The organism is Stenotrophomonas sp. SPM, from assembly GCF_003105135.1.
In the GTDB taxonomy this organism is placed as follows: domain Bacteria; phylum Pseudomonadota; class Gammaproteobacteria; order Xanthomonadales; family Xanthomonadaceae; genus Stenotrophomonas.
This window is the reverse complement of record NZ_QETL01000007.1, coordinates 40780-64417: the sequence shown is the minus strand read 5'-3', so window position 1 is coordinate 64417 and position 23638 is coordinate 40780. Positions and strand designations below refer to the sequence as shown.

Genomic DNA, 23638 nt, shown 5'->3' with positions numbered 1-23638 from the left:
TCAGAGCCCTTTGCGCAGCAAAGGGCTCTGACCCCAACGCTCGCAAATCCGTACCGTTTGTAGTGAAATGGTGATCTGAAGCGGGGGTGCCTGGATTGCCAGGCTGAGAGAGTCCCTTGGAACCTGATCCGGTTTGCACCGGCGTAGGGAGCTTTGAGCAGCAGTCGCACCCCCGTTCCGGGCAGGTGCGTCCGTGCGCCGTCGCTTCGTCTCCCTTGCTGTCAGAAGACGAACCGAATGAACCGCTGCCTGCGCCCCACCCTGCTCGCCCTTGCCCTCTGCGCCGCCCTGCCGCTGCATGCCAGCGCTGCCGAGGCATCCCCCGACGTGGACGCCTCTGGCGCCGAACAATCGCCGACCGAGCTGGCCGCCGTGCGCGTGCAGGCCGGCAAACCCGCAGCCGATACCTCGCGCGCCAATGCCTTCGGCGGCGGCAGCTGGAAGGACACGCCGGCCTCGGTGAACGTGCTTGACCGCGATTACCTCGACCGTCGCCAGGTGCGTTCGCTGTCCGAGCTGGCCAGCAACGATGCCTCGCTGGGCGATGCCTACGCGCCGGTCGGCTACTACCAGAACATCGCCATCCGCGGCTTCGCCCTGGACGCGGCCACCGGCTACCGCTTCAACGGCCTGGCCATCGCCGGCGAACAGCGCCTGGCCCTGGAAAACGTGCAGGAAGTGCAGATCCTCAAGGGTGAAGCCGGCCTCGCTGCCGGCGTGATGGCGCCGGGCGGCATCATCAACTACGTGGGCAAGCGCCCGGCCGAAGTGCGCACCGTCACCCTGGGCACCGATTCGGAAGGCTCGCGCTATGTCGCGGCCGATGTAGGCCACTGGATCACGCCGCGATTCGGCGTGCGCCTCAATGCGGCGTGGGACGCCAGCAATTCCTACGTCGAGCACGCCGACGGCAACCGCAATTTCTACTCGCTGGCCGCTGACTGGTTCATTGGCGAACGCGGCAAGCTGGAAGTGGATGCCAACTACCAGACCAGCACGCAGCGCTCGGCGTCCGGCTACCAGCTGCTGGGCGCCAGCGAGCTGCCGCGCGGCGTCGACCGCAAGCACCTGCTTGGCTACCAGCCGTGGCAGCGCCCGGTGGATATCGCAAGCACCAACGTCACCGCCCTGCACACCTACGATTTCAATGAGCGCTGGCAGTCGCGCGTGTCGGTGGGCTACAGCCGCTCGGTCATCGATGACAACGTGGCCTTCGCCTACGGCTGCTACTACACAGCGCAGTGCGCCGATGGCAGCACGCCGGGCAACTACTTCGCGCCCAATGGCGACTACGACATCTACGACTACCGCAGCCCGGATGACACCCGCCGCAACCAGCAGGCGCGTGCCGAACTGCGTGGCCGCTTCGATACCGGCAGCGTCGGCCACGAGCTGACCGTCGGCGCCGACTATTTCCGCCGCACCGTCGACCGCCGCCCCAGCGTCAACGAATACGTGGGCAGCGCCAACATCCACGATGCACAGGTACCGGTGTACGAGCCCTCGCCGCTGCAGCCGGGCCCGTCCGCGCGTCGCCTGGACAGCCGCCAGACCGCCGTCTTCGCGCTGGACCGCATCCGCTTCGGCGATGACTGGCAGTGGCTGGCCGGCGGCCGTTTCGTGCGTCTGGACGAACGTGCCTATGACAAGCGCGGCGCCCTGCAGCGGCAGAGCCGCCTGTCGCGCTTCCTGCCGCAGACCGCACTGGTGTGGAAGGCCAATGACCAGCTCAACGTCTACGGCAGCTACGTGCGCGGCATCTCGCTGGGCCAGGAGGCGCCGTTCTGGACCTCCAATGCCGATGAGTTCCTGCCGTCGGTGCAGTCGCGCCAGCTGGAAGTGGGAGTGAAGTACGTGCCGGTGCAGACGCTGACCCTGGGCGCGGCGCTGTTCCGCATTTCCCAGCCGTACCAGTTCGCCCAGCCGGACGACAGCGATGCAGGCTACACGTTCGTGCAGCAGGGCACGCAGACCCACAGCGGCCTGGAACTGACCGCCAACGGCCAGCTGACCGATGCGCTGCAGATCGTCGCCAGCGCCAGCGTGCTGCAGGCCCGTGCACGCGATGCCGGTACGCCGGCCTATGAGGGCCACCAGCTGGTGAACGTGCCCAAGGTGCGTGCCAGCGTGCACCTGGCCTATGCGCTGCCCTTCGTACAGGGCCTGGATCTGACCGGTGGCTGGCGTTATGCCTCTTCCAACGTGGCCCGCGCCGATGGCAGCGTGCGTGCGCCGGACTACTCGGTGTTCGATGCGGGCCTGCGCTTCCAGCATCGCATGCACGAGCGTGCGGTGACCTGGAACCTGTCGGTGGACAACGTGTTCAACCGCTTCTACTGGCGCGATACCGGCAGCAGCGGCGGCGATTACTACCTGTTCCCCGGTGCACCGCGACAGGCGCGCCTGTCGGTGACGTTCGCGCTGTGAGCGGCGTCCTGCTCGAGTGGACCGCCGCGCTGTGCAGCGTGCTCGGCGTCTGGCTGATGGCCCGGCGCCGGCTGGCGGCCTGGCCGGTGGGCCTGCTGTCGGTGGCGCTGTACGGCATGGTGTTCGCCGAGGCCAAGCTGTATTCGGACACGCTGCTGCAGGTCGCCTTCGGTGGGTTCCTGGTTTATGGCTGGATCAACTGGCGCCAGCATGTCGCTGACGAAGGCAGCATCCGCATCGTGCCGCTGGCGCGCGGCAAGGCGCTGCGCGACCTGGCCATCGGCCTGTGCGGTGGCATCGCCCTGGGCACGGCCATGCACAGCTTCACCGATGCGGCACTGCCGTGGCTGGATGCGATGCTGACCGCGCTGAGCCTGGTCGGGCAGTGGTGGCAGGCGCGCCGTCACGTGGCGTGCTGGTGGGTGTGGATCGCGGTGGACGTGGTCTACGTGGGCACGTACCTGTTCAAGTCACTGCACGTGACCGCGGCGCTGTACGTGTTCTTCCTGGGCCTGGCGGTGTTCGGCCTGCGTGCGTGGAGCGCTGCCACCCGCGAGCAGCGGTAGCCGCCAACCTTGGTTGGCGCTCCCGCAGCGATGGAGCGCTCATCCACGCATGACGCGTGGTTATTCGCCCAGGTCGGCCAGCACCCTGCGCGAGGGCGCGAAGAAGGTGACGCCGGTGGTGGCGGTCGAGAAATCCAGGATGCGGTCGTGCAGCGGCGCGGGGTTGCCGATGAACATGCGCTCGAGCATCTGCTCGATCACCCACAGGCGGCGCGTGTAGCCGATGAAGTAAGTGCCGTATTCGCCGCGGCCCGGGTTGGCGAAGGGCATGTTGTCACGCAGGATCTCATGCTCGCCGTCGGCATGCTCGATGGTGCACAGCGTCTTGTGCGACTTCTGCGCGTCAGCCGGGGCATCGTCCAGCTCGATGTTGTCGTGCTTGGTGCGGCCGATGATCGCTTCCTGCGCCTCGGTCTTCTGCGTGCGCCAGGCGTCCAGGTTGTGCAGGTACTTCTGCACCACCACGTAGCTGCCACCGGCGTGCTCGGGGTCTTCATCGCCGACGATCGTGGCTTCCGGCAGCGACAGCCCTTCCGGATTGGCGGTGCCATCGACGAAGTCCAGCAGGTCACGGCCATCGAAGTAGCGGAAGCCGGCTACCTCATCCACTGTCTCCACGGCATTGCCGAAGGCCATCAGCAGGTTGCGCTCGAAGGCGACGATCAGGTCCATGGTGCGCGCGCGCACGTGGTACAGCAGGTCACCCGGGGTGGACACGGCCGTGTGGGTCGCACCCTTGATCTCGCGGAACGGCTTCAGCTCGCGCGGCGGCGTGCTGCCCACCACCGCCTCCCACACGCGGTGGCCGATGGCCACGTTGCAGGTGAAGGTGCGCTCGATATCGCGGATGGCGGTGTTCTTGATCAGGTCATCGGTGCTGCCCAGCACCTCGCGCACTTTGGCGATGGAATCGGCATCGTCCTTCACCTTCAGCACCAGGAACGCGGCCGAGTGGGTCAACGGCGCGGTGATCTGCTGCGGCTCGTTGTCGAGCGTGTGGTTGAGGGCGGTGATCGGTGCGGGCTGGGAATTCACGGTACATCCTGCTGGCGTGGGGCGGGCGCGTCGCGCGGGGCGAAGTGCCGGCGATTCTAGCCGAACCCAGCTCCGGTAGAGCCACGCCATGCGTGGCTGAGAAGAGCATCCACGCGTGGCGTGGCTCTACCCAAGCGCGTCGCCGGTGGCGACCTGCAGGCGATTCCAGCAGAAGCGATGTCAGGTTTTTTCTGCTGGCCCCGTCTTCAGACCTAACACACCCCGTCTGGAGACCCGATGCACGCCACGGATATCGCCACCGCCATCGCCCCAGCAAGCCAGCCATGGTCCTCCCGACGCCTGCTGCACTGGCTGATGCTCAGTGCAGGCATGCTACGGCGCGCACCGCTGCGCCTGTTCGTGCTGGCGCTGCTGCCGATGCTGGTGGAACTCGTGCTGCAGCTGGGCGTGCCGGCCGCCGGCGTGGTGCTGTCCAAGCTGGTGGTGCCACTGGTGTCGATGTGGGCCCTGCTGATGCTGGATCAGTTCGTCCGCGGTGGGCGCTTCGCGCCGCTGCAGGCAGGCCGCCGACTGCGTGCACGTCCCGCGACGGTCGCGGTACTGGCGCTGCTCTCGGCAGTGGTCTTCGCCGGCCAGGTGGCGATGGCCGGCGTACTGGCCGGGCCCGCGGCTGCGGGTGCCTTCGCCCTGGGTGACAGCGCGGTGTTGGCCACCACGGTCACCCGCCTGCAGATCGCCCTGGTGCTGGCCAGCGGTCTGCCGCTGGGCACGCTGCTGCTGACAACCCTGCCGCGTGCGCTGCTGGATGGCATGCCTGTACGGGCTGCCCTGCGCGACAACCTGCGGCTGCTGCGCGAAGGCTGGCGTCCGCTCGGTGCCTACCTGCTGCTCAATGCGGTGCTGCTGCTGGCGCTGCCGTACCAGCCGTGGCTGCTGCTGCCCCTGCTGCTTCTCGGCTACGTATCCTATTGGATCTACCGCGACGCTTTCGCGGACGGCATCGGCTGAGGAGCGCGGGTGGGCAGTATGCAGTCCATCGACATCGCAGAGGTGCTGCAGGCGCACTGGCCCCTGCTCGCACGCATGGCCGGCGGCTATGCGCGCGAACCGGCGCGTCGCGACGATCTGCTGCAGGAGATCAGCATCGCCCTGTGGCAGGCGCTGCCACGCTGGCGCGGCGAAGAAGGCACGCTGCGCGCCTTCATCGCGCGGGTGGCACACAACCGTGCGATGGATGCACTGGCCAGTGAGCAGCGCCATCGCGGCAGCGCGCTGGACGACCACCTGCCCGATCCCGATGCGGACCCTCAGCAGCAGGCCGCGCGCGCCCAGCAGCAGGACACCCTGCTGCGGGCGGTACAACAGCTGCCATTGGGCCTGCGCCAGGTAGTGCTTCTTGCCCTGGAGGGCTTTTCGCAGCGCGAGATCGGCCAGGCACTGGCCCTTGAAGAGAATACCGTTGCCCAGCGCCTGAGCCGCGCACGCCGGCAACTACGTGAGCGGATGGGAGGCACCCGATGACACCGGCAACCGACAACCCGGAGTGGAGCGATCTGCAGGACCTGTGGCAGCAGCAGCCCGGCCTGCCTGCGGTGAATGTAGCCGCACTGCAGCGCGAGGCGGAGCGTCGCAGTCGCTGGATCCGCCTGCGCTCGGCCGTTGAACTGATGATCACCGTGGTGGCCGTGGCCAACTGCGTCCGCGCCCTGCTCGATCCGCGCAAGCTGATCGCGCATGGGCTGCTGTGGGGCCTGATCGCTCTCGTGCTGGCCGTGGCCGGCTGGATCTTCGTGCAACGGCGGCGACAGTGGCGTAGCCGCGGCCTGGCTCCGGCCGCACTGCTGGCGTTCGAGCGCCAGCGCGCGCGCATCTCGATGCAGATCTGGCGGGTCAACATCTGGCTGTCCCTGGCCGTCTGGGGCGGGCTGGTGTGGATGGCGCTTACCGCAATGCAGGCGGGACCCGACGCGCCCGGGGCGCTGCCGGCCCGGACCTGGGCACTGAACCTGTGGTTGAACGCTGCGGTCGTCGTGGTGGCAGCGCTGGCTGGCGCATGGGCTGGCCGCCGCCGGCAGCGGCGACTGGACCGGCTGGCCGAGCTGGAAGCACAGCTGCAGTAGAGCCACGCAAGGCGTCGCACTTCGTCCAGAGCAGCCAACACTGGCACACTGCAGGAACCGGCAGCATGGCCTTGCCCATGCAACGCCCTTCATGGAGGAAGACCCGATGGCATCCATCCACGCACTCCGCCTGGCACCGGCACTGCTTGCGCTGCTGGCTGTGGCCGGCAGCGCTCATGCGGCCGGGGCCGGTTCGTTCTTCGAGGCACTGCAGCGCTATCAGGACGACAACTTCAAAGGCTGTGCCGATACTCTCGGCGCGATGTATCGCAGCAACGAGCGCTTCCCGGACGGCGGCGAGTTGTTGCTGGTCGAATGCACCGCTGCCGCCGGTGACCACGCCGCAGCGATGGCCTACGTCCTCGCGCTGCTGGCCCAGGACCGCCTTCCGCTGGAGGACCTGCTGCACAAGGATCGTCCAGGCCTGAATGCCCTGCGCGCCGAACCGGCGTGGCCACAGATGTTGGCCCGTGCGGAAGCAATGCAGCAACAGCGTGCCGGGCTGATCGACGCTGCGCTGCGCCAGGAACTCCTCGACCGTGAGTCCCGTGACCAGGCCGCGCAGCATGCGGCCATCGCGGCCGGCGGCAGCGAGGCCTTCAAGAGCACCCTTCCCGTGGCCAGCGCCAATGCGGAGTGGCTGAAGGCCGTGATCGCTGAAAAGGGCTGGCCGACGCGTTCGAAGGTGGGTCGCGATGGCGCCAAGGCGGCCTGGCTGCTGGTGCAACATGCTGACCAGGACCCTGATTTCCAGGCCAAGGTGCTGCCATTGATCGAGCGCGCCGCCAAGGCAGATGAGGCTGACCGTGCGGACGTAGCCCTGCTCACCGACCGCGTGCTGGTGGCGCAGGGCAAGCCGCTGCGCTACGGCAGCCAGTTCGTAAAGGGCGACGACGGCGTGATGCGGCTTCGCCCTGTCGAAGACATGCCCGGGCTGGACGCGCGACGCAGGGCGATGGGCCTGCCATCACTTGCCGAGTACAAGGCCATCCTCGCCGAGAGTTATGGCACGGCGGTGGATTGATCTTTCGCAGGGTTCACCGTAGCGCGACGCGCGGCGTGGCTCTACTCAGAAAAAAGAAGCCCGGCGCGAGGCCGGGCTTCGGGTGGCGTGCGGGAGAGAGAGAGAGAGCACACGCCTGTAACGCTTTTCTACTGCAGTACTGCTTATTACCAGGTGAAGCGCGGGCCTACGAACCACTCGCGGTCGCCGGCCTTGGCCAGCTTCACTTCGCCGCTCAGGCCCCAGTTCGGGGTGAACTTGGCGGTGGCGCCGACGCGGCCGTAGAACTCGCCGTCCGGGTTGATGCCGTGCTTCTTGCTGTAGTCCTCGTAGCCGGCCAGCGCGTAGCCTTCCAGGTACGGGTTGAACGCGGTGCGCAGGCCCACTTCGGTGGAGTAGCCGTTGAAGTCCAGGCCATGCTCCAGGTCGAACTTCTGGTACGCAACACGAGCCACCAGGTCGGTGTTCGGTGCGATGCCGTAGTTGTAGCCGGCGCCGATGCGCCACTGGTCAACGTCGTTCTTGAAGGTGTCGGTTTCCTGCTTGCTGTAATCAGCGAAGACCGAGAAGTTCGGGTGCACGGCAACCGAGCCCTTGACGCCCCAGCCATCGGCGTCGCCGCCCTTGGCATCGGTGTTCACGTAACCGCCTTCAACGTAGTTGTACGACAGGCCATCGGCAGCCGATGCAGCGAACGGCAGTGCAGCCAGCAGACCCAGGGCGAGCAGCGAATTCTTGTTCATCGGGACACACCTTTAATTATTTTTGATTTCGCCGGCCGCCCCCCGGGAGAGAGGGAGAGAAGAGGCGGTCGACAGGTGTGAATTATCCGTTTGCTGATGAAATCGACCCTGAATATTGAACTGACCAGTACATGAATGAAGTTGCTGTTCAGGGAACTCTGGTGACTGCCTGGCAGCCACGTCCCCATAGTTCCTGCTGATTGCACAAACTATGGGAGCAATCACCTGCACAAACTATGGGGACAAATGCGAGCCTGGATCAGAGTCGCTGCTCACCAGTCCCCAGCTTGCCTGACTTGGCGGGCTGACTGACGAGGCATGACGGTAACGCGCCGTGCACACGCCATCGCTGATCGACTGGCCGAGTCACCAGAGCTACCCGAGAAGTGACGCCCTCATACGGGTCAAGCTCGATCCATGACGTCTAATTGAGGATGCCAGCAATGCAGCTACGCTCCCCGCACATTGCATCCATAGAGCCCGCAGAAGCCCACCGGTTGCACCGCAAACACATCATTCGAGGCGCACATTCCCGCCCGATCAAGAGCTAGGCTTGAGCTGATGATGTTGCGGAGACGGCTGAAATCGAGGCCTTTTCCACTTGAGCGCCACCACTTGATCAGGATGCCGCGATGGGCCTCTTCGAGTCTTGGACTACTTTTCAGCAAATGAGTCTCTTTGCGGACATCGTTATCATCTATTGCGTCACCTTGACAGCTCTTGCTGTTTGGGTTGCCCACCGTCAGAACTGCAGATACGAGGCAGAGCGCCTCCGTAGGCTGCGACGAAAACGCAGAAGAAAGGTGCACCCTTGAATCTTCAGGCGCAGGGTTCGCTTCACCGACCGACTGAGCAAACGCTTGCCCATGTCGCGCAGTTCCAGCACCACATTTTCGAAGACGACGAACCGTATGCCCGGCGCCTGCAGCTGCTGGCCGTCAAGCAATGCAGTTCAGGGTGGGACTGCTATGCGTCCATCTGGACCGTGGACGCCAATCGCAAGGCTGCGGAGGCGGGCATTCGATTGATCATGGGGACCGTGACGTTCGAGGACTGAGGACGCGCCTGGGCCAGGCAGGCCGAGGCAGGCACTGCAGGCACCGGTGACTACCGACGCCTGCAGCCGCATCCATCAACGCGCGTCAAAGCGTTCAGCGCTGGCCGGCGTTGCCCGCGCTGCCAGCACCAGTGCGGCAGCGGTCACGCAGGCCATCGCCACCCACGCGACGCTGAGGTCGCCCACGGTGTCGCGGATCGAACCGGCCACGAACGGCAGGATGCCGCCGACCAGATAACCCACGCCCTGCACGAAGGACACCAGGATGCCCGCCTTGGCCGGCTGGCTGCAGTGGTCCATCACCAGGATCAGGGTCATCGGGAACAGACCGCCGATCGACAGGCCGAGCAGACACATCATCAGCCACGGGGCATACATCGGTGCCACGCCGATCAGCACGTAGGTCAGTGCGGTGGCTGCCAGGAACAGCGCCAGCAGCACGCGGCGGTCACGGAAGCGCGGGGCCAGCCAGGAGACGAGGAAGCCACCGGCCACTTCGGACAGGCTCAGTGCCGCCAGCATGAAGCCGGCCTCGTTGGCGCGCACGCCGGCTTCCATCATGTACGGCGCGATCCAAGCCAAGCACAGCGTGTAGCAGCTGCTGGACACGCAGAACAGTGCGACCAGCAACCAGGTGCGGCCATGCTGCCAGGGCCGGAATGCGGAGGGCGTGGCTGCCTTGGCGGAGGTGCCGGTGGAAGGCGCATCGGCATGGCCGCTGTTGGGCAGCCACAGCGCGATGCCGGCGATGGCCAGCACCGCCCAGAACGCCATCGTGCCCTGCCAGTCCAGCCAGTGCAGCAGGGCCGACGCGCTGGCGGCGGCCAGTGCCGCGCCGCCCATGATCATGCTCACGTACAGGCCCATCAGCAGGTCGACGCGGTGCGGGAAGCGGGTCTTGATGTAGCCGGGAATGAGCGACTGCACGATGCCGATGCCCAGGCCGGCGGCAACGCTGGAGCCCATCAGCCACAGCGGCTCGTGCGAGGCCAGCTTGGCCAGCGCCGACGCCGCGGTGAGCGCGAGGCCGATGGCCACGCCGCGCCGATAGCCCATGCGATAGACCAGGCCGCCGGCCATGGCGATCAGGCCCATGGCCATCATCGGCAGGCTGGTGAGCCAGCCGATCTGTTCGAAGCTCATGCCATTGCTGGCACGGATGGAATCGGTGAGCAGGCTGACCACGGCCAGCACCGGGCGCAGGTTGAGGCCGACCAGCAGAAGGGCCAGCACCGGGATCAACCCGGGACGCGAAGTTGCAGGTGAATTCATGTATTACGGCCGCAGGCATGCGGCCGGCTTTCCTTGTTCGATCTTTACGGGGGCCCGGCTGGCGGCGCCTGGCCGGGCAAGGTTTCGCTGCGATTGGCCGCAGATGCGTCCTCTTTCGAGGAAGGAACGCGCGCGGGCGCACGATCGGCATCTGGCGGGTGGCCATCGGCGCGCATGATAGCAAACGTGGCGTGCAGGCCTTTCCGCCAAGGGCGTGGGCAGGAATACGAAAGGCTGTGCTGGAAAAACGGGCGCCATCGAGCCCGTGCAGGAGCACCTGGCAGGGCAGCCACTGCCCGCGGATTTCCCCTGCGGTTACCGGCTTTGCGCTTGCGCTCTACTTCGTCCTTCGCGCTCTGCGGCGCAGAGGCATCCGCACGGCCGCTGCTGTCGTGCTCCCTGCCTTGGTATTCGCCATGCTGGCAGCGCCGGTGCATCCTGCACGGACCGGCACTGTTCATGCAGCTATGGGCCTGGATTGCGTGCTTGCGATACGTTCGAAGCGCTGCCCCGACGCGCCCGGCATCGTCTTTGCACGACGCATCGTGAGTTGATGCCGCAACACCCTGAGCAGTGGATCAGGCTACCAGCGGCCTCCGCTCGCCACAAATGCGCAATCGCTTTTCTGCGCGCACGGCGCGATGCGCCCGCGCGTTTAACTGACACCGCACAACGAACACTGCGCTCATTCAGGGGTGGCAGCAGCTAGCGCATGCCCGGCTCAGACAGCTGAATTCGCGGGAAATCGAACATGACTGCGCACTCTTCACAGTGTCTGCACGTCCGCGAACTGCAGCTGAAAAGGCATTCATGGAACTAACAAAAAGCCCGCTATATTCCAGACTCCCCAGACGAAGGAGGGAATGCAATGACCCTTTCCACGCAGCACCTGAAGATCGCTCGTCCCCTCGGCGTGGCAATTCTTGCCCTCAGCCTCGGCGCGTGCGCCAGCTACAAAGAAGACTTCGCGAAGGTCAACACGCGTCTCGACGCGCTTGACGTGAAGGTCCAGGGCGCGGCGCAGAGCGCCGAGTCCGCCAACCAGTCCGCACAGCAGGCCAACCAGCGTCTCGACCAGATCGAAGGTCGCGTCCAGCAGCTCGAATCGGCCCCCCGGCGTACTCCGCGCGGCTAAGCTGAACCGGGAACCAGTGGTCTCCCCCGGCCACTGGTTCCCTTGAGTCACCGTATTCATTCGAGGAACCGTGCCATTCGTACGCACTCATCCCCCGCAATCCGCACCGCCTGCGTCGCGCTGACCGTTGCGCTGGCACTGGCCGGTACCGGCGTGGCCAGCGCCAAGGGCGCCAAGGATGCCGCTACGCAACCCACCGCTGCCGTCGATGAACTGCCGGAAGGACAGGAAGTGTCCGAGACGGTGATCGAACTCGCAGGCTGGGTGGTCGCAAGCAAGGACAGCGAAGGCTATCCGTTCGCGATCATGGACAAGGCCGCCGCACAGGTGCTGATCTTCGGCAGTGACGGCAAGCTGCGTGGCGCGGCACCGGCGCTGTTTGGTTCGGCAAAGGGCGATCATTCCGCACCGAACGTTGCCAAGGTCGCGCTGAGCGCGATTCCCGGCCACGACCGCACGACCCCCGCCGGCCGCTTCATTGGTGGCTACGGCCCGTCCGACGACGCCGGCCGCGTGTTGTGGGTGGACTACGATTCGGCAGTCTCGATGCACCCGCTGCCGCCAGGTACGCCGAAGGAAAAGCGCGCCGAACGACTGGCAACGCCGACCCCGGATGACAACCGCGTCACCCACGGCTGCATCAACGTCAGCGCCAATTTCTACGAGCAGGTCGTCCAGTCCACGTTCCAGAAGGGCGGCGTGTTCTACGTGCTGCCGGACAAGGATTCGCTGGAGAAGACCTTCCCCGCGTTCGCGCAGAGCCGTGCCGAACACAGCGACGAGAAGGGTTCGCGCTCAGCAAGCAAGTAAGGCCCGCCCGATCCGCGTTGCAGCGTTGCCATGGCGAACCGCAGTCCGCCATGGCACGCACGTCCAGGCTTGGCTGATTCAGACCTGACTGAAGCCGCCGTCGATCACCAGCTCATCGCAGGTCATGAAGCTGGCCGCCGACGACGCAAGGAACACCACGCCCCCCCCGATTTCTTCCGGCTTGCCGAGGCGGCCGATCGGGTGCGCCTTGTTCTGTGCCTGGATGGCCGCTTCGCGCGATTCCACGCCCCCCAGTTCCACATAGCGGTCCATGATCGCGCCCAGCATCGGCGTATCGATGCCACCGGGGTGCACCGAGTTCACCCGGATGTTGTAACCCAGCGCAGCGAATTCGGCGCCCATGCACTTGCTCAGCATGCGGATGGCCGCCTTGCTGGTGCAGTACGCCGCGTTGAAGGCCGCACCGCGCAGGCCACCCACGCTGGAAATGTTGATGACCGATGCGCCGGTGGCGTGTGCTTTGCCGCCCAGCTTCAGCAGCTCCAGCAGCACCTGGGTGCCGATGATGGCCGAATCGACGTTGATGGCGTTGACCTTGTGGAACAGGCTGAGGGTGGTGTCCTCGAAGCGTTCGACGATGGAATAGCCGGCATTGTTGACCAGCACGTCCAGGCGCCCGTAGCGCTCGTGCAGCAGCGCTTCGACCGCGCGCCAATCCGCTTCGCTGGTGACGTCGTGCTTGAGGTAGGCCGCCGCGCCTTCGATCTCCGCGCTGTCGCGCAGGTCGGTGGCGATGACCGTTGCGCCGGCCGCGTGCAGGGCCTTGACGATTTCGCGGCCGATGCCGCCTGCCGCACCGGTGACCACGGCGATGGTTTCGGGAAGGGTGATGCTCATCTGCGCTGTGTTCCTTGCAATGAAAACGTCCGCCCACGAGCAGGCGGATTCGCCTTCACTTATAGCGCTTCAACTGCGTAACCTCGATGAATCCTGCGCGGTCTCAGCGCTGCTGCGAACCGGCGCACCGCCGATACTGCGCCACCCAGTCCAGTGACGGCGCAATGCCACCGAACGGGAACAGGTGCGGGCTTACCTGACCGTGTGCCTCGGTCAGTCCACCCACCAGGCGATCCACGAACACATCGGGCCCGGCGGTGCCCAGCAGCCGGCCGATCGAGATCCCGTAGCGCGCCAGCATCGAGACGCTGGCACCCACGCCGCACATCGCCGCATAGCGCAGCAGCCGGGTGACGCTGGCCGGCCCGGGCACGCCCACCAGCACCGGGTGGTCGATGCCGCGCGCACGCAGCGCATCCAGCCAGGCCAGCACGATGTCGGCATCGAAGGCGAACTGAGTGATGATCTTCGGCGCCATGCCGCGCGCTTCGATGGCCTGGCATTTGCGTTCCAGTGCCTGCCAGCGCCCGGCAGCGTCCATTACCGGATGGCCTTCGGGGTGCCCGCCCACGGCAACCACCTTGATGCCCGCATCTTCCAGCAGGCCCGTCTCGATGATCGCCGTACTGTCTGCAAACGGACCGGCGGGCGTGGCCAGGTCACCGGCGATCAGCAGGCACTGCTCGACACCGGCCTCGCCCGCCGCGCGGGTGATGAACTGCTCCAGCGCCGCCCGCGAACCGATCCGCCGCGCGGACAGGTGCGGCATCGGCTGCAGCCCCAGTTCGCGCACGGTGCGTGCCGCGGCCAGCCGGGCCTCGTCGTCTTCGCTGGCGAGGTAGGGGATCGAGATCGTGGTCCCCGTGGCGATGCGGCCTGCCTCGGCGCGCAGCGCGGGCATGGCTTTCGCACTGACTTCCAGCGAACAGGCATCAATAAAGGCGCGTGCGCCCTGCACGGTTCCTGCAGGCATCACTTGGCCCCGCGCGGCGCGCCGGCGGTCGAGCTGCCCCGCGCCAGTTCAACGAAGGCCTGCAGGTAATCGATGGCGGTGTCGGCCTCGCGCGCACCCAGATAGATCTGCTTGGGAATGCCCTTGGCCCCCAGCCGCACCGGCACCACGTCCATACGGGCCGCGTACTCCTCCACCAGCCAGCGCGGCATGGCGGCCACGCCGCGGCCGCTGGCCACCATCTGCATCATGATGTCGGTGGTCTCGATGGCTTTGTGGCGGCGCGGGGTGACCCCGGCTGGCAGCAGGAACTGGTTATAGATGTCCAGGCGCTCGAAGGGCACTGGGTAGCTGATCAGCACTTCCTGAGTCAGCTGGCGCGGCTTCACGTACTCCACCTTGGCCAGCGGGTGGTTCTTGGCCACCACCAGCACCTGCTCGTAGTCGAACACGGGCACGAACGTCAGGCCCGGCTTCAGCAGCGGGTCGGGCGTCACCAGCAGGTCAATCTCGTAGCCGAACAGCGCACCGATGCCACCGAACTGGAATTTCTGCTTCACGTCCACATCTACGTCCGGCCACGAGGCCAGGTAGGGCGAGACGATCTTCAGCAGCCACTGGTAGCAGGGGTGGCACTCCATGCCGATACGCAGCGAGCCGCGCTCGCCTTGGGCGAACTGGCCCAGCCGCTCCTCGGCCAGGTCCAGCTGCGGCAGCACCCGGTTGGCCACTGCCAGCAGGTACTGGCCGGCCTGGGTCAGGCGCAGGCTGCGGCCCTCGCGCAGCCAGACGTCGGTGCCCAGCTGCTGTTCCAGCTTCTTCATGCTGTGGCTCAGCGCCGACTGGGTCAGATTGAGCACGCCGGCGGCTGCGGTCAGTGAACCCTGCAGTTCGACCTGCTGCACGATGCTCAGGTGGATTCTTTCCAGCATGTCGATGAATCCCACTCATGGATGTGTGAAGTAAAACCATTTTACGTCATGGGAATGCCTGACTAGGATCGGGTCATGCTTTCTCCCCACCGCCCCCTCCGTATCGTCGCCGTCTCCGGCGGCCTGCAGCGCCCCTCGCGGGCGGCCACCCTGTGCGAGCACCTGCTGGACCTGATCGGCGAGCACCTGCCGAGCGAACCGCACCTGGTCGAACTCGGCGAGCTGGCCCCGCAGCTGGCCGGTGCCCTGTGGCGCTCGCAGCTGCCTGCGGGCGCCGAACAGGCGCTGACCACGGTCGAGCAGGCCGACGTGCTGGTGGTCGCCACCCCGGTCTACCGCGGTTCGTACACCGGCCTGTTCAAGCACTTCTTCGATTTCATCCACCAGGACGCGCTGGTCGACACCCCCACCCTGCTGGCCGCCACCGGCGGCAGCAAGCGCCACGCGCTGATGATCGACCACCAGCTGCGGCCGCTTTTCAGCTTCTTCCAGGCACGCACTCTGCCACTGGGCGTCTACGCCACTGACAAGGATTTCGCCGACGGCCGCGTGCATGACGAGGCCCTGCTGCAGCGCGCACGCCTGGCCGTGCAGCGGGCCCTGCCCCTGCTGGCGCTGTCCCACCGCCCAGCGCCCGTGCCCGTCGAAACCGCCGACGCCCTCTGAGTAACCGGAACACCGCCATGACTGCCGACAATTTCACCTTCCAGATCACGCGCATCCCGTTCAACGAGGATTACCAGCCGGCCGACGGCACGCGCATCACCACCAACTTCGCCAACCTGGCGCGCGGCGCCTCGCGCCAGGAAAACCTGCGCAACACGATCGGCATGATCAACAACCGCTTCAACGATCTGGCGCACTGGGACAACCCCAGCGCCGATCGCTACGCGGTCGAGCTGGACATCATCTCGGTGGAGATGCACATCGATGGCGATGACGGCAGCGATCCCTTCCCGCTGATTGAAGTACTTCGCCCGACCATCGTCGACACGCACACCGGGGCGCGTACCGAAGGCATCGTCGGCAACAACTTCTCCTCCTACGTGCGCGACTACGATTTCAGCGTCGTGCTGCCGGCCAGCAACGAAGGCAAGGCGACGTTCGGCATCCCCGAGGGCTTCGGCGATCTGCACGGCAAGCTGTTCAAGCACTTCCTGGAGTCGGATGCCTACCGCGCCAACTTCAGCAAGGCACCGGTCATCTGCATCAGCGTGTCCAGCAGCAAGACCTACCACCGCACCGAGAACCATCATCCCATCCTCGGCGTGGAGTACCGCCAGGGCGAGTTCTCGCCCACCGACCAGTACTTCGACAAGATGGGCCTGCAGGTGCGCTACTTCATGCCGCCGGGCAGCGTCGCGCCGCTGGCGTTCTACTTCCAGGGCGACCTGCTGGGCGATTACTCGAACCTGGAACTGATCGCCACCATCAGCACCATGGAAGCGTTCCAGAAGATCTACCGCCCGGAGATCTACAACGCCAATTCGGTGGCCGGCAAGGTCTACCAGCCCAGCCTGAAGCACCAGGACTACTCGTCCACCCGCATCGTCTACGACCGCGAAGAACGCAGCCAGCTGGCGGTCAAGCAGGGCAGGTTCACCGAAGAGCACTTCATCAAGCCCTATGGCGCCGTGCTCGAGCAGTGGGCTGCCCGCTGATTCACCGCTTCTCCCTCCCGCAGGACAACGACCCCGAACACGATGAAGAAACTACTGCCCACCTCCACCGCCGGCAGCCTGCCCAAGCCCACCTGGCTGGCCGAGCCCGAAAAGCTCTGGTCGCCCTGGAAACTGCAGGATGAGGCACTGACCGAAGGCAAGCAGGACGCGCTGCGCCTGTCCCTGCAGGAACAGCAGCACGCCGGCATCGACATCGTCAGCGACGGCGAACAGACGCGGCAGCACTTCGTCACCACCTTCATCGAACACCTCGACGGCGTCGACTTCGACATGCGCGAAACCGTGCGCATCCGCAACCGCTACGACGCCAGCGTGCCGACCGTGGTCGGCGCAGTCAGTCGCCCGAAACCGGTGTTCGTCGAGGATGCGAAATTCCTGCGCCGGCAGACCGCGCAGCCGATCAAGTGGGCCCTGCCCGGCCCGATGACCATGATCGACACGCTGTATGACGCGCACTACAAGAGCCGCGAGAAGCTGGCCTGGGAATTCGCGAAGATCCTCAACGAGGAAGCGAAGGAACTGGAAGCGGCCGGCGTGGACATCATCCAGTTCGACGAACCGGCCTTCAACGTGTTCTTCGACGAAGTGAACGACTGGGGCGTGGCCACCCTGGAGCGCGCGATTGAAGGGCTGAAGTGCGAGACGGCCGTGCACATCTGCTACGGCTACGGCATCAAGGCCAACACCGACTGGAAGCAGACGCTGGGCTCGGAATGGCGCCAGTACGAGGAGTCGTTCCCGAAGCTGCAGAAATCCAGCATCGACCTGATCTCGCTGGAGTGCCACAACTCGCACGTGCCGATCGACCTGATCGAGCTGGTGCGCGGCAAGAAGGTGATGGTCGGCGCCATCGACGTGGCCTCCAGCACAGTGGAAACGCCGGAAGACGTGGCCAACACCCTGCGCAGGGCGCTGCAGTTCGTCGACGCCGACAAGCTCTACCCATGCACGAACTGCGGGATGGCGCCGCTGTCGCGTGAAGTGGCGCGCGGCAAGCTGCGTGCGCTGAGTGCAGGCGCGCAGATCGTACGCGAGGAACTGGCCGGGCGGTGATGGCGGCAGCGCCGGGCCACGCCCGGCGGCTTTGCATCCGGCTGATCGCAGCCGAGCATGGGCTCGGCTCTACACGGGGCTTCCGACCACGGTAGCGCCGAGCCCCTCCCTCAGTAGTCGTAACTTACGCTCACCCGCAGCGAGCGCGGTGCCTGGCGCACGGTCGCCGCGCCGTACAGCGGGTCAGGCTGGCCCGGGTCCAGCTCGGAGTACGGCGATTTCCACAGCGCCACCTGGCTGTTGAACACGTTGAACACATCCAGGTTGAAGCCCAGTCGACCCTCGGCCGCGGCCGGGCGGTAGGACACACCCAGGTCCAGCTGCCTCAGCCACGGCAGCCGCCCCTGGCTGCCCGGAGGCGCCGGCTGGCCGTTGTAGAAGTGGTAGGCGATGCCATAGCCGGAGGGATCTTCGAAGTCCGGGCCATACGAACCCAGTGCGCTGAACGGCGTGCCCGAGATCACCCGCACGTTGGCCGAGACCAGCCATTCCGGCGTCAGCTGGTAGTAGCCGTGCAGCTTGAACTGGTGCGTGTGGTCGTTGCTCTGCGGTCCGTTGGTGTGCTCCATCAGCTGGGCGTAATCCCAGGCCTGCGTGGTCGAAACCGCGGTCTGGCCGATGCCCGACAGCAGCTGGCCTTCGGTGGTGCCGTAGCTGCGCGACCAGGTGTAGTCCGCACGGCCGTACCAGCGCCCGTCGAACGGATGTTCCAGCGACAGGTTCACCGCGTAGTAGTTGCGCTTGAACTTCGGGAAGCCCATCTCGGCATTGGTCAGCGGCACGCTCACATAGTTGCCGCCGGTGTCGACCAGATTGAAGGTGTTCGCGCGGCCGGGGTTGATCAGCCAGCAGCTGACCGGATTGCTGTCCTTGGTCACGTTGTAGCCAAGGCTGCTGGCCTTGCCGAGCACCGCATCGATATCGCAGTAGTCATCCACGCCGCTGCGCAGCACGCGGTACGTCGCCTTCGCGCCGTACACCCAGTCCTGGCCCAGTGCCTTGGTGAAGCCGAGGATGAATTCATCCTGGAACGACGGTTTGATGCCGGAGGTGGCAACCGTCTTCGCGTCCGGCAGCAGACCGTAGTTGTTGTTGGACGACACCGCGTCGGAGAACTGGGTGAGGTCGGTCGGGTAGCCGTTGCTGTCGATGCCGCCGTACGTGTAGTAGGTAGACGTCGCCAGCGTTGCACCGGCGGCATTGAACGCCGGGTTCAGCGGCAGCGCCAGGTAGTAGCGGCCCACGTTGCCGAACACCTTGAAGCGGCCGTCACCGCCGACATCCCAGCTGAAGCCCAAGCGCGGCGCCCACTGCCCGCTGGTCTGCTTGATGTAGGCGTCGCCATCGCGGTTGTAGTTGGTGAACTGGTCCAGGCGCAGGCCCAGGTTCAACAGCAGGCGGTCGGTCACCTGCCAGTTGTCTTCGATGTACTGCGCACGCTGCGAGGCGCGCACCGAGGCCAATGCACTGTAGATGTACTGGCGCACGTAGTAACCGTCCTGGCCATTGCGGATGCCGCCGGTGGCCGGCACGCCCAGGCCGGTGTTGATCGGCACGTTCGGGTTCGACTGGCCGTAGATCCAGTAGTAGCCATCGGCCGATGCCACCGAGCCACGGTTGAGCGCGCGTGCGTTCTGGTTGTCGATGCCCACGGTGATGCTGTGGTCGCCCAGGACATAGTTCGCATCCAGGCGCAGGTTGTTGCTGCGGTTGCCGCGCGCGGGATCGACCAGCAGCGAGGTGGTCTGCGCGTTGGTGATCGGCGTGCCGCCGTTGAGCGCCGGGTTCTGCAGGTTGGCGCTGTTGATGTAGGTCAGGCTGCCGTCGTAGGCGGGATTGCCGATGTAGTCATCGGTCTTCATCTCACCGTACTGCGCACTCACGGTGAGGCGGTCGGTCAGGTAGCCGGTATACTTGGCCGTCCACAGGTCGCCGCCGGTCTTGGTGGTGTCTTCCTTGCCGCGCTGCGCGCCACGGGTCAGCGTGTCGTAGTCGTAGGCGAAGATGTCACCGCGGAACACGTTGCGGCTGGACGCGCCGGTCAGCTCCAGCAGGTGGTTGTCGGTGATGTTCCAGTCCAGCTTGGCGTACCAGCGCGGACGGTTGTACTCATACTTCGAGTAGGCGTTGGTCGCCTCGACGTTCTTGACGTCGGTGCCTTCGCGGCGCTCCAGTTCGTAGGAGCCGAAGAAGAACAGCGTGTCTTCGATCAGCGGGCCGCCGGCGTAGATGCTCTGCGTGGTCACCCACTCGCGGTCCTTGCTCTCCGGCGAATACAGCGCACCGTCGCCCGGGTAGCGCACGTCGTCCTTGTCGGAGCGGGTGGAGGCCGGTTCCCAGGTGAACTGCCCGCCGAAGTGCCAGTCGTTCGTGCCACGCTTGCCGACGGCATTGATGACGCCGCCATCGGAACGACCGTACTTGGCGCTGTAGCCGCCGGTGTAGATTTCCTGCTGGTCGATGCTGCCATAGGGCAGCGTCAGGCCACCCAGGCCACGCAGTGGATCGGTGCTGTTGAAGCCGTTGATGTAGTACGCGTTCTCGGCCGCCGACGAACCGCCGAAGCTGACCAGCTGCGCGCCGGTCGGGCCGGCATAGCTGCCGTTGCCACCGTTGCCGACCACGCCCGGTGCAAGCTGGGCGATGGCCTCGGCCGAGCGGCCCAGCGGCAGGCGCTGCAGCTGCTCGGCGGTGATCACCGTGCGCGAATCCACGCTGCTGACATCGATCGCAGCCGCCGCGCGATCAGCACTGACCTGCACGCCATCCAGGCGCGTGACCTCACCAAACGAGACCTCGGTGCTGGTACCCACGGTCAGCGCAACGCCCTCACGGGTCTGCAGCACCTTGCCGTCGGCATCGCGTGCTTCCACGGAATAACGGCCCAGCGGCAGCTGGCCGATGGTGTAGCGGCCACGCGCGTCCACCGTCACTTCACGGGTGAGGCCGGTGTCGCTGCGGACGAAGATGCGCTGCGCCGAAGGAGGCGCGAGGCCGGCGATGGCGCCGGTGGTGGACTGGGCATGCAGTGCGGGGGACGCGGTGGCAAGCAACACCGCCAACGCCAGCAATCGCGGGCGCAGTGAGGAACGAGCAGTCGTCATCGTGGGGCGTACGGGTAGTGGGGGAAGCGCTGCCTGCGCGCCGCAATGGGCGCGTCAGACATTGCACATTCATTAACCCCGCTCACGCCCCAATGCAGAAATGCCGACTGGTTATGTGCTGCTGGCCGATGGCCATACCCGGTTGCCCGGCAGGCCACGCTCGGTCATGCAGAACTCAACTCAAGCGCGCCTCGTCAGCTCCTGCGCCAGGAACGGCGCCGTCCTGCTGCCCTTCGCACGCGCGACCTGGTGCGGCGTTCCCTTTGCCACGATGGTGCCGCCCGCCCCGCCTGCCCCCGGCCCGACGTCGATCACCCAGTCCGCCTGCGCGACCGCGCGCATGTCATGCTCGATCATCACCACCGTGTTTCCCGCCTCCACCAGGCGCTGCAGCTGCACCATCAGCCGGTCCGCATCGGATGCGTGCAGGCCCGTGGTGGGTTCATCCAGCACGTACAGGCTGCGCCCACGCTGGCTGCGCTGCAGCTCGGTGGCCAGCTTGATGCGTTGTGCCTCACCGCCTGAAAGCTCGGTAGCCGGCTGCCCCAGCCGCAGATAGCCCAGGCCGATCTCCTGCAGCAGGTGCAGCGGGCGTGCGATGGCATCCTCTTCGCTGAAGAACGCATGCGCTTCGTCCACCGTCATCTGCAGGACCTCGGCGATGGTGCGCTCGTTCCACAGCACCTTCAGCGTGGCCTCGTTGTAACGCGCACCGTGGCAGGTGGGGCACGGCGCATAGACGCTGGGCATGAACAGCAGCTCGACGCTGACGAAGCCCTCGCCTTCGCAGGTCTCGCAGCGGCCCTTGGTCACGTTGAAGGAGAAGCGCCCTGCGTCGAACTTTCGACGACGCGAGGCCGGCGTTGCGGCGAACAGCTTGCGCACGTGGTCGAACAGCCCGGTGTAGGTGGCCAGGTTGGAACGCGGCGTGCGGCCGATGGGCTTCTGGTCCACCTGCACGACCCGCTGGATGGCATCCACATCGCCAGCCATCCGGCCGCGCGTTGCCTCAATCACCGTGGGGCCATCGGTCGGCGTGCTCTCGGTGGAGTCCTCCACTGGCTCATGGCCCAGGTGCAGCAGCATCAGCTCCGGCAAGGCCTGCGCCATCAGGCTGGATTTGCCCGAGCCGGAAATGCCGGTCACCGCAGTCAGCAGGCCCAGCGGCACCTGCGCATCGACTCCCTTCAGGTTGTGCCGGTGGATGTCCTGCAGCTCCAACCAGCTGTCCGCGCTACGCTGCCGGCTGGCGGGTGCAGGTACCTGGTCGAACAGATAGCGGGCCGTGCGCGAGTCCGCGATCTGGCGCAGGCCGTCGGGCTCGCCACTGTAAAGGACGCGCCCACCGTGCTCGCCCGCCTCCGGGCCCACATCCACCAGCCACTGCGCGCGGCGCATCAGCTCCAGATCGTGTTCGACCACGAACACCGAGTTGCCGCCGTCGCGCAGCCGGTCCAGTGCGTCGTACAGCGCCTTGCTGTCGGCAGGGTGCAGGCCCGCCGAGGGCTCATCGAGCACGTACAGCACGCCGAACAGCAGCGAACTCAACTGCGTGGCCAACCGCAGGCGCTGCAGTTCGCCGGCAGACAGCGTCGGTGTTGCGCGATCCAGAGACAGATAGCCCAGGCCCAGGCCACGCAGCTGATGCACGCGTGCCATGACTCCTGCAGCCAGTCGCTGTGCCGCAAGCTGCTTTTCTTCGGACATTGCCGACGTGCGCCGCACATCCGGTGCTGCCGCGTGGCTTGCACGGCCAGCGGCCGCCCGTTGGCGGCGATCGCGACCCGTAGCGGTGCGGCTGGTGCCTGCGCCCGGGTTGTGCGCGCTGAAATCCCCCGCCGCAATCGGATCCAGCAGCTCTGCCAGCTGATCCAGCGGCAACCGCATGAACTCGCCGATATCCACGCCTGCGAAGGTGACCGAGAGTGCTTCGGGCTTGAGGCGCTTGCCCTCGCAGGCCGGGCACAGCCTGCCTTCCATGTAGCGGGACACGCGCTTGCGCATCAGCGCACTCTGCGTATTGGCAAACGTGTGCAGCACGTAGCGTCGCGCGCCGGTGTAGGTGCCCATGTAACTGGGCTCGAGCTTGCGCTTGAGTGCGGCACGGGTCTCGGCAGGGGTGAAGCCGGCATAGACCGGCACGCTCGGCGTCTCCTCGGTGAACAGGATCCAGTCCCGGGCTTTCTTCGGCAGCGTCTTCCACGGCACGTCGATGTCGTAGCCCAGCGTGACCAGGATGTCGCGCAGATTCTGGCCATGCCATGCCGGCGGCCAGGACGCGATGGCGCGCTCACGGATGGTCAGCGATGGGTCGGGGACCATCAGCGCCTCGGTCACCTCGTACACGTGGCCTAGGCCATGGCAGGTGCTGCAGGCGCCCTGCGGCGTATTGGGCGAAAAATCCTCGGCGTACAGCATGGGCTGCTTGGCCGGATACGTGCCGGCCCGCGAATACATCATGCGCACCAGGCTGGACAGCGTGGTGACACTGCCCACCGATGACCGCGCGTTGCTGACACCGCGCTGCTGCTGCAGCGCCACCGCAGGCGGCAGACCATCGATCGCATCCACATCGGGCACGCCGGCCTGGTCGATCAGCCGCCGCGCGTAGGGTGCGACGGACTCGAAGTAGCGCCGCTGCGCTTCGGCATACACGGTGCCGAAGGCCAGCGATGACTTGCCGGAGCCCGAGACGCCGGAGAACACCACCAGTGCATTGCGCGGAATGGAGACGTCGACATTCTTCAGGTTGTGCTCGCGCGCACCGCGGACCTCGACGCAACCGCTGGCAGCGGCAGCGCATGACGATTCGCCAAAGGGAGTGTTGGACATCTTTGCGATCCTGCAGGCAGTGAGTGGCACGCATCGGCGCGTGCCCGGTGCCCTATTCTCGCTGCTGCGGGGGTGAACGGGGGTGACGGTTGGAGC

The 23638-nt window shown here is 66.1% G+C and carries 20 protein-coding genes and 1 riboswitch; of the genes, 12 read left to right on the top strand and 8 right to left on the bottom strand.

Features of this window, described 5'->3' with window-relative positions:
• Positions 1 to 72: 72 nt before the first annotated feature.
• Positions 73 to 167: riboswitch (TPP riboswitch) on the top strand.
• 70 nt (positions 168 to 237) lie between these two features.
• Both DCO49_RS03650 and pnuC read left to right on the top strand, forming a co-directional pair.
• Positions 238 to 2427 carry a TonB-dependent siderophore receptor gene (locus DCO49_RS03650; RefSeq protein ID WP_116862856.1) on the top strand — a complete coding sequence of 730 codons (2190 nt, stop codon included), beginning with the start codon at positions 238 to 240 and terminating at the stop codon, positions 2425 to 2427.
• A gap of 8 nt (positions 2428 to 2435) precedes the next feature.
• Positions 2436 to 2993 (top strand): nicotinamide riboside transporter PnuC, encoded by a 558-nt coding sequence (gene pnuC, locus DCO49_RS03645; protein WP_116862858.1) that lies wholly within the window; start codon positions 2436 to 2438, stop codon positions 2991 to 2993.
• A 60-nt stretch (positions 2994 to 3053) separates the two neighbouring features.
• On the opposite strand, the gene DCO49_RS03640 is transcribed toward pnuC, so the two are convergent.
• Complete coding sequence (locus tag DCO49_RS03640; RefSeq protein WP_116862855.1) at positions 3054 to 4028, bottom strand: Dyp-type peroxidase; 975 nt, start codon at positions 4026 to 4028, stop codon at positions 3054 to 3056.
• Positions 4029 to 4265: 237 nt separating this feature from the next.
• On the opposite strand from DCO49_RS03640, the gene DCO49_RS03635 reads away from it, so the two are divergent.
• The 4 genes from DCO49_RS03635 to DCO49_RS03620 all read left to right on the top strand — a co-directional run bounded on the left by DCO49_RS03635 (position 4266) and on the right by DCO49_RS03620 (position 7133).
• Positions 4266 to 4997, top strand: a complete 732-nt coding sequence (locus DCO49_RS03635; RefSeq protein WP_116862854.1) for a hypothetical protein — start codon at positions 4266 to 4268, stop codon at positions 4995 to 4997.
• An 18-nt stretch (positions 4998 to 5015) separates the two neighbouring features.
• Entirely contained in the window at positions 5016 to 5510 is a 495-nt protein-coding gene (locus DCO49_RS03630; RefSeq protein ID WP_116862853.1) for a sigma-70 family RNA polymerase sigma factor, read from the top strand.
• On the top strand, positions 5507 to 6109 hold the full coding sequence (locus DCO49_RS03625; protein WP_116862852.1) for a hypothetical protein: 603 nt from the start codon (positions 5507 to 5509) through the stop codon (positions 6107 to 6109). The genes DCO49_RS03630 and DCO49_RS03625 overlap by 4 nt, the downstream gene beginning before the upstream one ends.
• A 106-nt stretch (positions 6110 to 6215) precedes the next feature.
• Positions 6216 to 7133 (top strand): DUF6624 domain-containing protein, encoded by a 918-nt coding sequence (locus tag DCO49_RS03620; protein WP_243402643.1) that lies wholly within the window; start codon positions 6216 to 6218, stop codon positions 7131 to 7133.
• A gap of 146 nt (positions 7134 to 7279) precedes the next feature.
• Here the strand turns inward: DCO49_RS03620 and DCO49_RS03615 are convergent, their stop codons facing one another.
• Positions 7280 to 7855: an Ax21 family protein gene (locus DCO49_RS03615; RefSeq protein ID WP_116862850.1), complete on the bottom strand. Its 576-nt coding sequence runs from the start codon at positions 7853 to 7855 to the stop codon at positions 7280 to 7282.
• An 811-nt stretch (positions 7856 to 8666) separates the two neighbouring features.
• Between DCO49_RS03615 and DCO49_RS03610 the strand changes: the two genes are divergently transcribed.
• The gene (locus tag DCO49_RS03610; protein ID WP_116862849.1) at positions 8667 to 8912 is read left to right on the top strand and encodes a hypothetical protein; all 246 of its coding nucleotides are present in this window, start codon (positions 8667 to 8669) and stop codon (positions 8910 to 8912) included.
• 75 nt (positions 8913 to 8987) lie between these two features.
• On the opposite strand, the gene DCO49_RS03605 is transcribed toward DCO49_RS03610, so the two are convergent.
• Positions 8988 to 10145, bottom strand: a complete 1158-nt coding sequence (locus DCO49_RS03605; protein ID WP_165835668.1) for an MFS transporter — start codon at positions 10143 to 10145, stop codon at positions 8988 to 8990.
• Between the two features lie 907 nt (positions 10146 to 11052).
• Here DCO49_RS03605 and DCO49_RS03600 point away from each other — a divergent pair.
• Both DCO49_RS03600 and DCO49_RS03595 read left to right on the top strand, forming a co-directional pair.
• The gene (locus DCO49_RS03600; RefSeq protein WP_079224744.1) at positions 11053 to 11319 is read left to right on the top strand and encodes a hypothetical protein; all 267 of its coding nucleotides are present in this window, start codon (positions 11053 to 11055) and stop codon (positions 11317 to 11319) included.
• A 120-nt stretch (positions 11320 to 11439) separates the two neighbouring features.
• Entirely contained in the window at positions 11440 to 12129 is a 690-nt protein-coding gene (locus DCO49_RS03595) for a L,D-transpeptidase (protein WP_116862857.1), read from the top strand.
• A 78-nt stretch (positions 12130 to 12207) separates the two neighbouring features.
• Here DCO49_RS03595 and DCO49_RS03590 read toward each other — a convergent pair whose 3' ends face one another.
• From DCO49_RS03590 to DCO49_RS03580, 3 genes are all read right to left on the bottom strand, one after another.
• Positions 12208 to 12987, bottom strand: a complete 780-nt coding sequence (locus tag DCO49_RS03590) for an SDR family oxidoreductase (protein WP_116862847.1) — start codon at positions 12985 to 12987, stop codon at positions 12208 to 12210.
• A gap of 103 nt (positions 12988 to 13090) precedes the next feature.
• Entirely contained in the window at positions 13091 to 13960 is an 870-nt protein-coding gene (locus DCO49_RS03585; protein ID WP_116862846.1) for a methylenetetrahydrofolate reductase, read from the bottom strand.
• The gene (locus tag DCO49_RS03580; protein WP_116862845.1) at positions 13960 to 14871 is read right to left on the bottom strand and encodes a LysR family transcriptional regulator; all 912 of its coding nucleotides are present in this window, start codon (positions 14869 to 14871) and stop codon (positions 13960 to 13962) included. The genes DCO49_RS03585 and DCO49_RS03580 overlap by 1 nt, the downstream gene beginning before the upstream one ends.
• A gap of 75 nt (positions 14872 to 14946) precedes the next feature.
• Between DCO49_RS03580 and msuE the strand changes: the two genes are divergently transcribed.
• The 3 genes from msuE to DCO49_RS03565 are packed head-to-tail and all read left to right on the top strand — an operon-like array spanning position 14947 to position 17606.
• The gene (msuE, locus tag DCO49_RS03575) at positions 14947 to 15537 is read left to right on the top strand and encodes an FMN reductase (RefSeq protein ID WP_116862844.1); all 591 of its coding nucleotides are present in this window, start codon (positions 14947 to 14949) and stop codon (positions 15535 to 15537) included.
• 17 nt (positions 15538 to 15554) lie between these two features.
• Complete coding sequence (locus tag DCO49_RS03570) at positions 15555 to 16532, top strand: DUF1852 domain-containing protein (RefSeq protein ID WP_108767300.1); 978 nt, start codon at positions 15555 to 15557, stop codon at positions 16530 to 16532.
• Between the two features lie 42 nt (positions 16533 to 16574).
• Positions 16575 to 17606, top strand: a complete 1032-nt coding sequence (locus DCO49_RS03565) for a methionine synthase (RefSeq protein ID WP_116862843.1) — start codon at positions 16575 to 16577, stop codon at positions 17604 to 17606.
• Between the two features lie 110 nt (positions 17607 to 17716).
• Here the strand turns inward: DCO49_RS03565 and DCO49_RS03560 are convergent, their stop codons facing one another.
• The gene (locus DCO49_RS03560; protein WP_116862842.1) at positions 17717 to 20710 is read right to left on the bottom strand and encodes a TonB-dependent receptor; all 2994 of its coding nucleotides are present in this window, start codon (positions 20708 to 20710) and stop codon (positions 17717 to 17719) included.
• A 180-nt stretch (positions 20711 to 20890) separates the two neighbouring features.
• Entirely contained in the window at positions 20891 to 23542 is a 2652-nt protein-coding gene (locus DCO49_RS03555) for an excinuclease ABC subunit UvrA (RefSeq protein WP_116862841.1), read from the bottom strand.
• Positions 23543 to 23638 lie beyond the last annotated feature (96 nt).

Bases quoted from the DNA above. Each gene is read 5' to 3' on its own strand.
- DCO49_RS03615 (WP_116862850.1), bottom strand. From the start codon at position 7,855: ATGAACAAGAATTCGCTGCTCGCCCTGGGTCTGCTGGCTGCACTGCCG.
- DCO49_RS03560 (WP_116862842.1), bottom strand. From the start codon at position 20,710: ATGACGACTGCTCGTTCCTCACTGCGCCCGCGATTGCTGGCGTTGGCG.
- DCO49_RS03580 (WP_116862845.1), bottom strand. From the start codon at position 14,871: ATGCTGGAAAGAATCCACCTGAGCATCGTGCAGCAGGTCGAACTGCAG.
- DCO49_RS03630 (WP_116862853.1), top strand. From the start codon at position 5,016: ATGCAGTCCATCGACATCGCAGAGGTGCTGCAGGCGCACTGGCCCCTG.
- DCO49_RS03565 (WP_116862843.1), top strand. From the start codon at position 16,575: ATGAAGAAACTACTGCCCACCTCCACCGCCGGCAGCCTGCCCAAGCCC.
- DCO49_RS03635 (WP_116862854.1), top strand. From the start codon at position 4,266: ATGCACGCCACGGATATCGCCACCGCCATCGCCCCAGCAAGCCAGCCA.
- DCO49_RS03620 (WP_243402643.1), top strand. From the start codon at position 6,216: ATGGCATCCATCCACGCACTCCGCCTGGCACCGGCACTGCTTGCGCTG.
- msuE (WP_116862844.1), top strand. From the start codon at position 14,947: ATGCTTTCTCCCCACCGCCCCCTCCGTATCGTCGCCGTCTCCGGCGGC.
- DCO49_RS03590 (WP_116862847.1), bottom strand. From the start codon at position 12,987: ATGAGCATCACCCTTCCCGAAACCATCGCCGTGGTCACCGGTGCGGCA.
- DCO49_RS03625 (WP_116862852.1), top strand. From the start codon at position 5,507: ATGACACCGGCAACCGACAACCCGGAGTGGAGCGATCTGCAGGACCTG.
- DCO49_RS03585 (WP_116862846.1), bottom strand. From the start codon at position 13,960: ATGCCTGCAGGAACCGTGCAGGGCGCACGCGCCTTTATTGATGCCTGT.
- DCO49_RS03600 (WP_079224744.1), top strand. From the start codon at position 11,053: ATGACCCTTTCCACGCAGCACCTGAAGATCGCTCGTCCCCTCGGCGTG.
- DCO49_RS03555 (WP_116862841.1), bottom strand. From the start codon at position 23,542: ATGTCCAACACTCCCTTTGGCGAATCGTCATGCGCTGCCGCTGCCAGC.
- DCO49_RS03650 (WP_116862856.1), top strand. From the start codon at position 238: ATGAACCGCTGCCTGCGCCCCACCCTGCTCGCCCTTGCCCTCTGCGCC.
- DCO49_RS03570 (WP_108767300.1), top strand. From the start codon at position 15,555: ATGACTGCCGACAATTTCACCTTCCAGATCACGCGCATCCCGTTCAAC.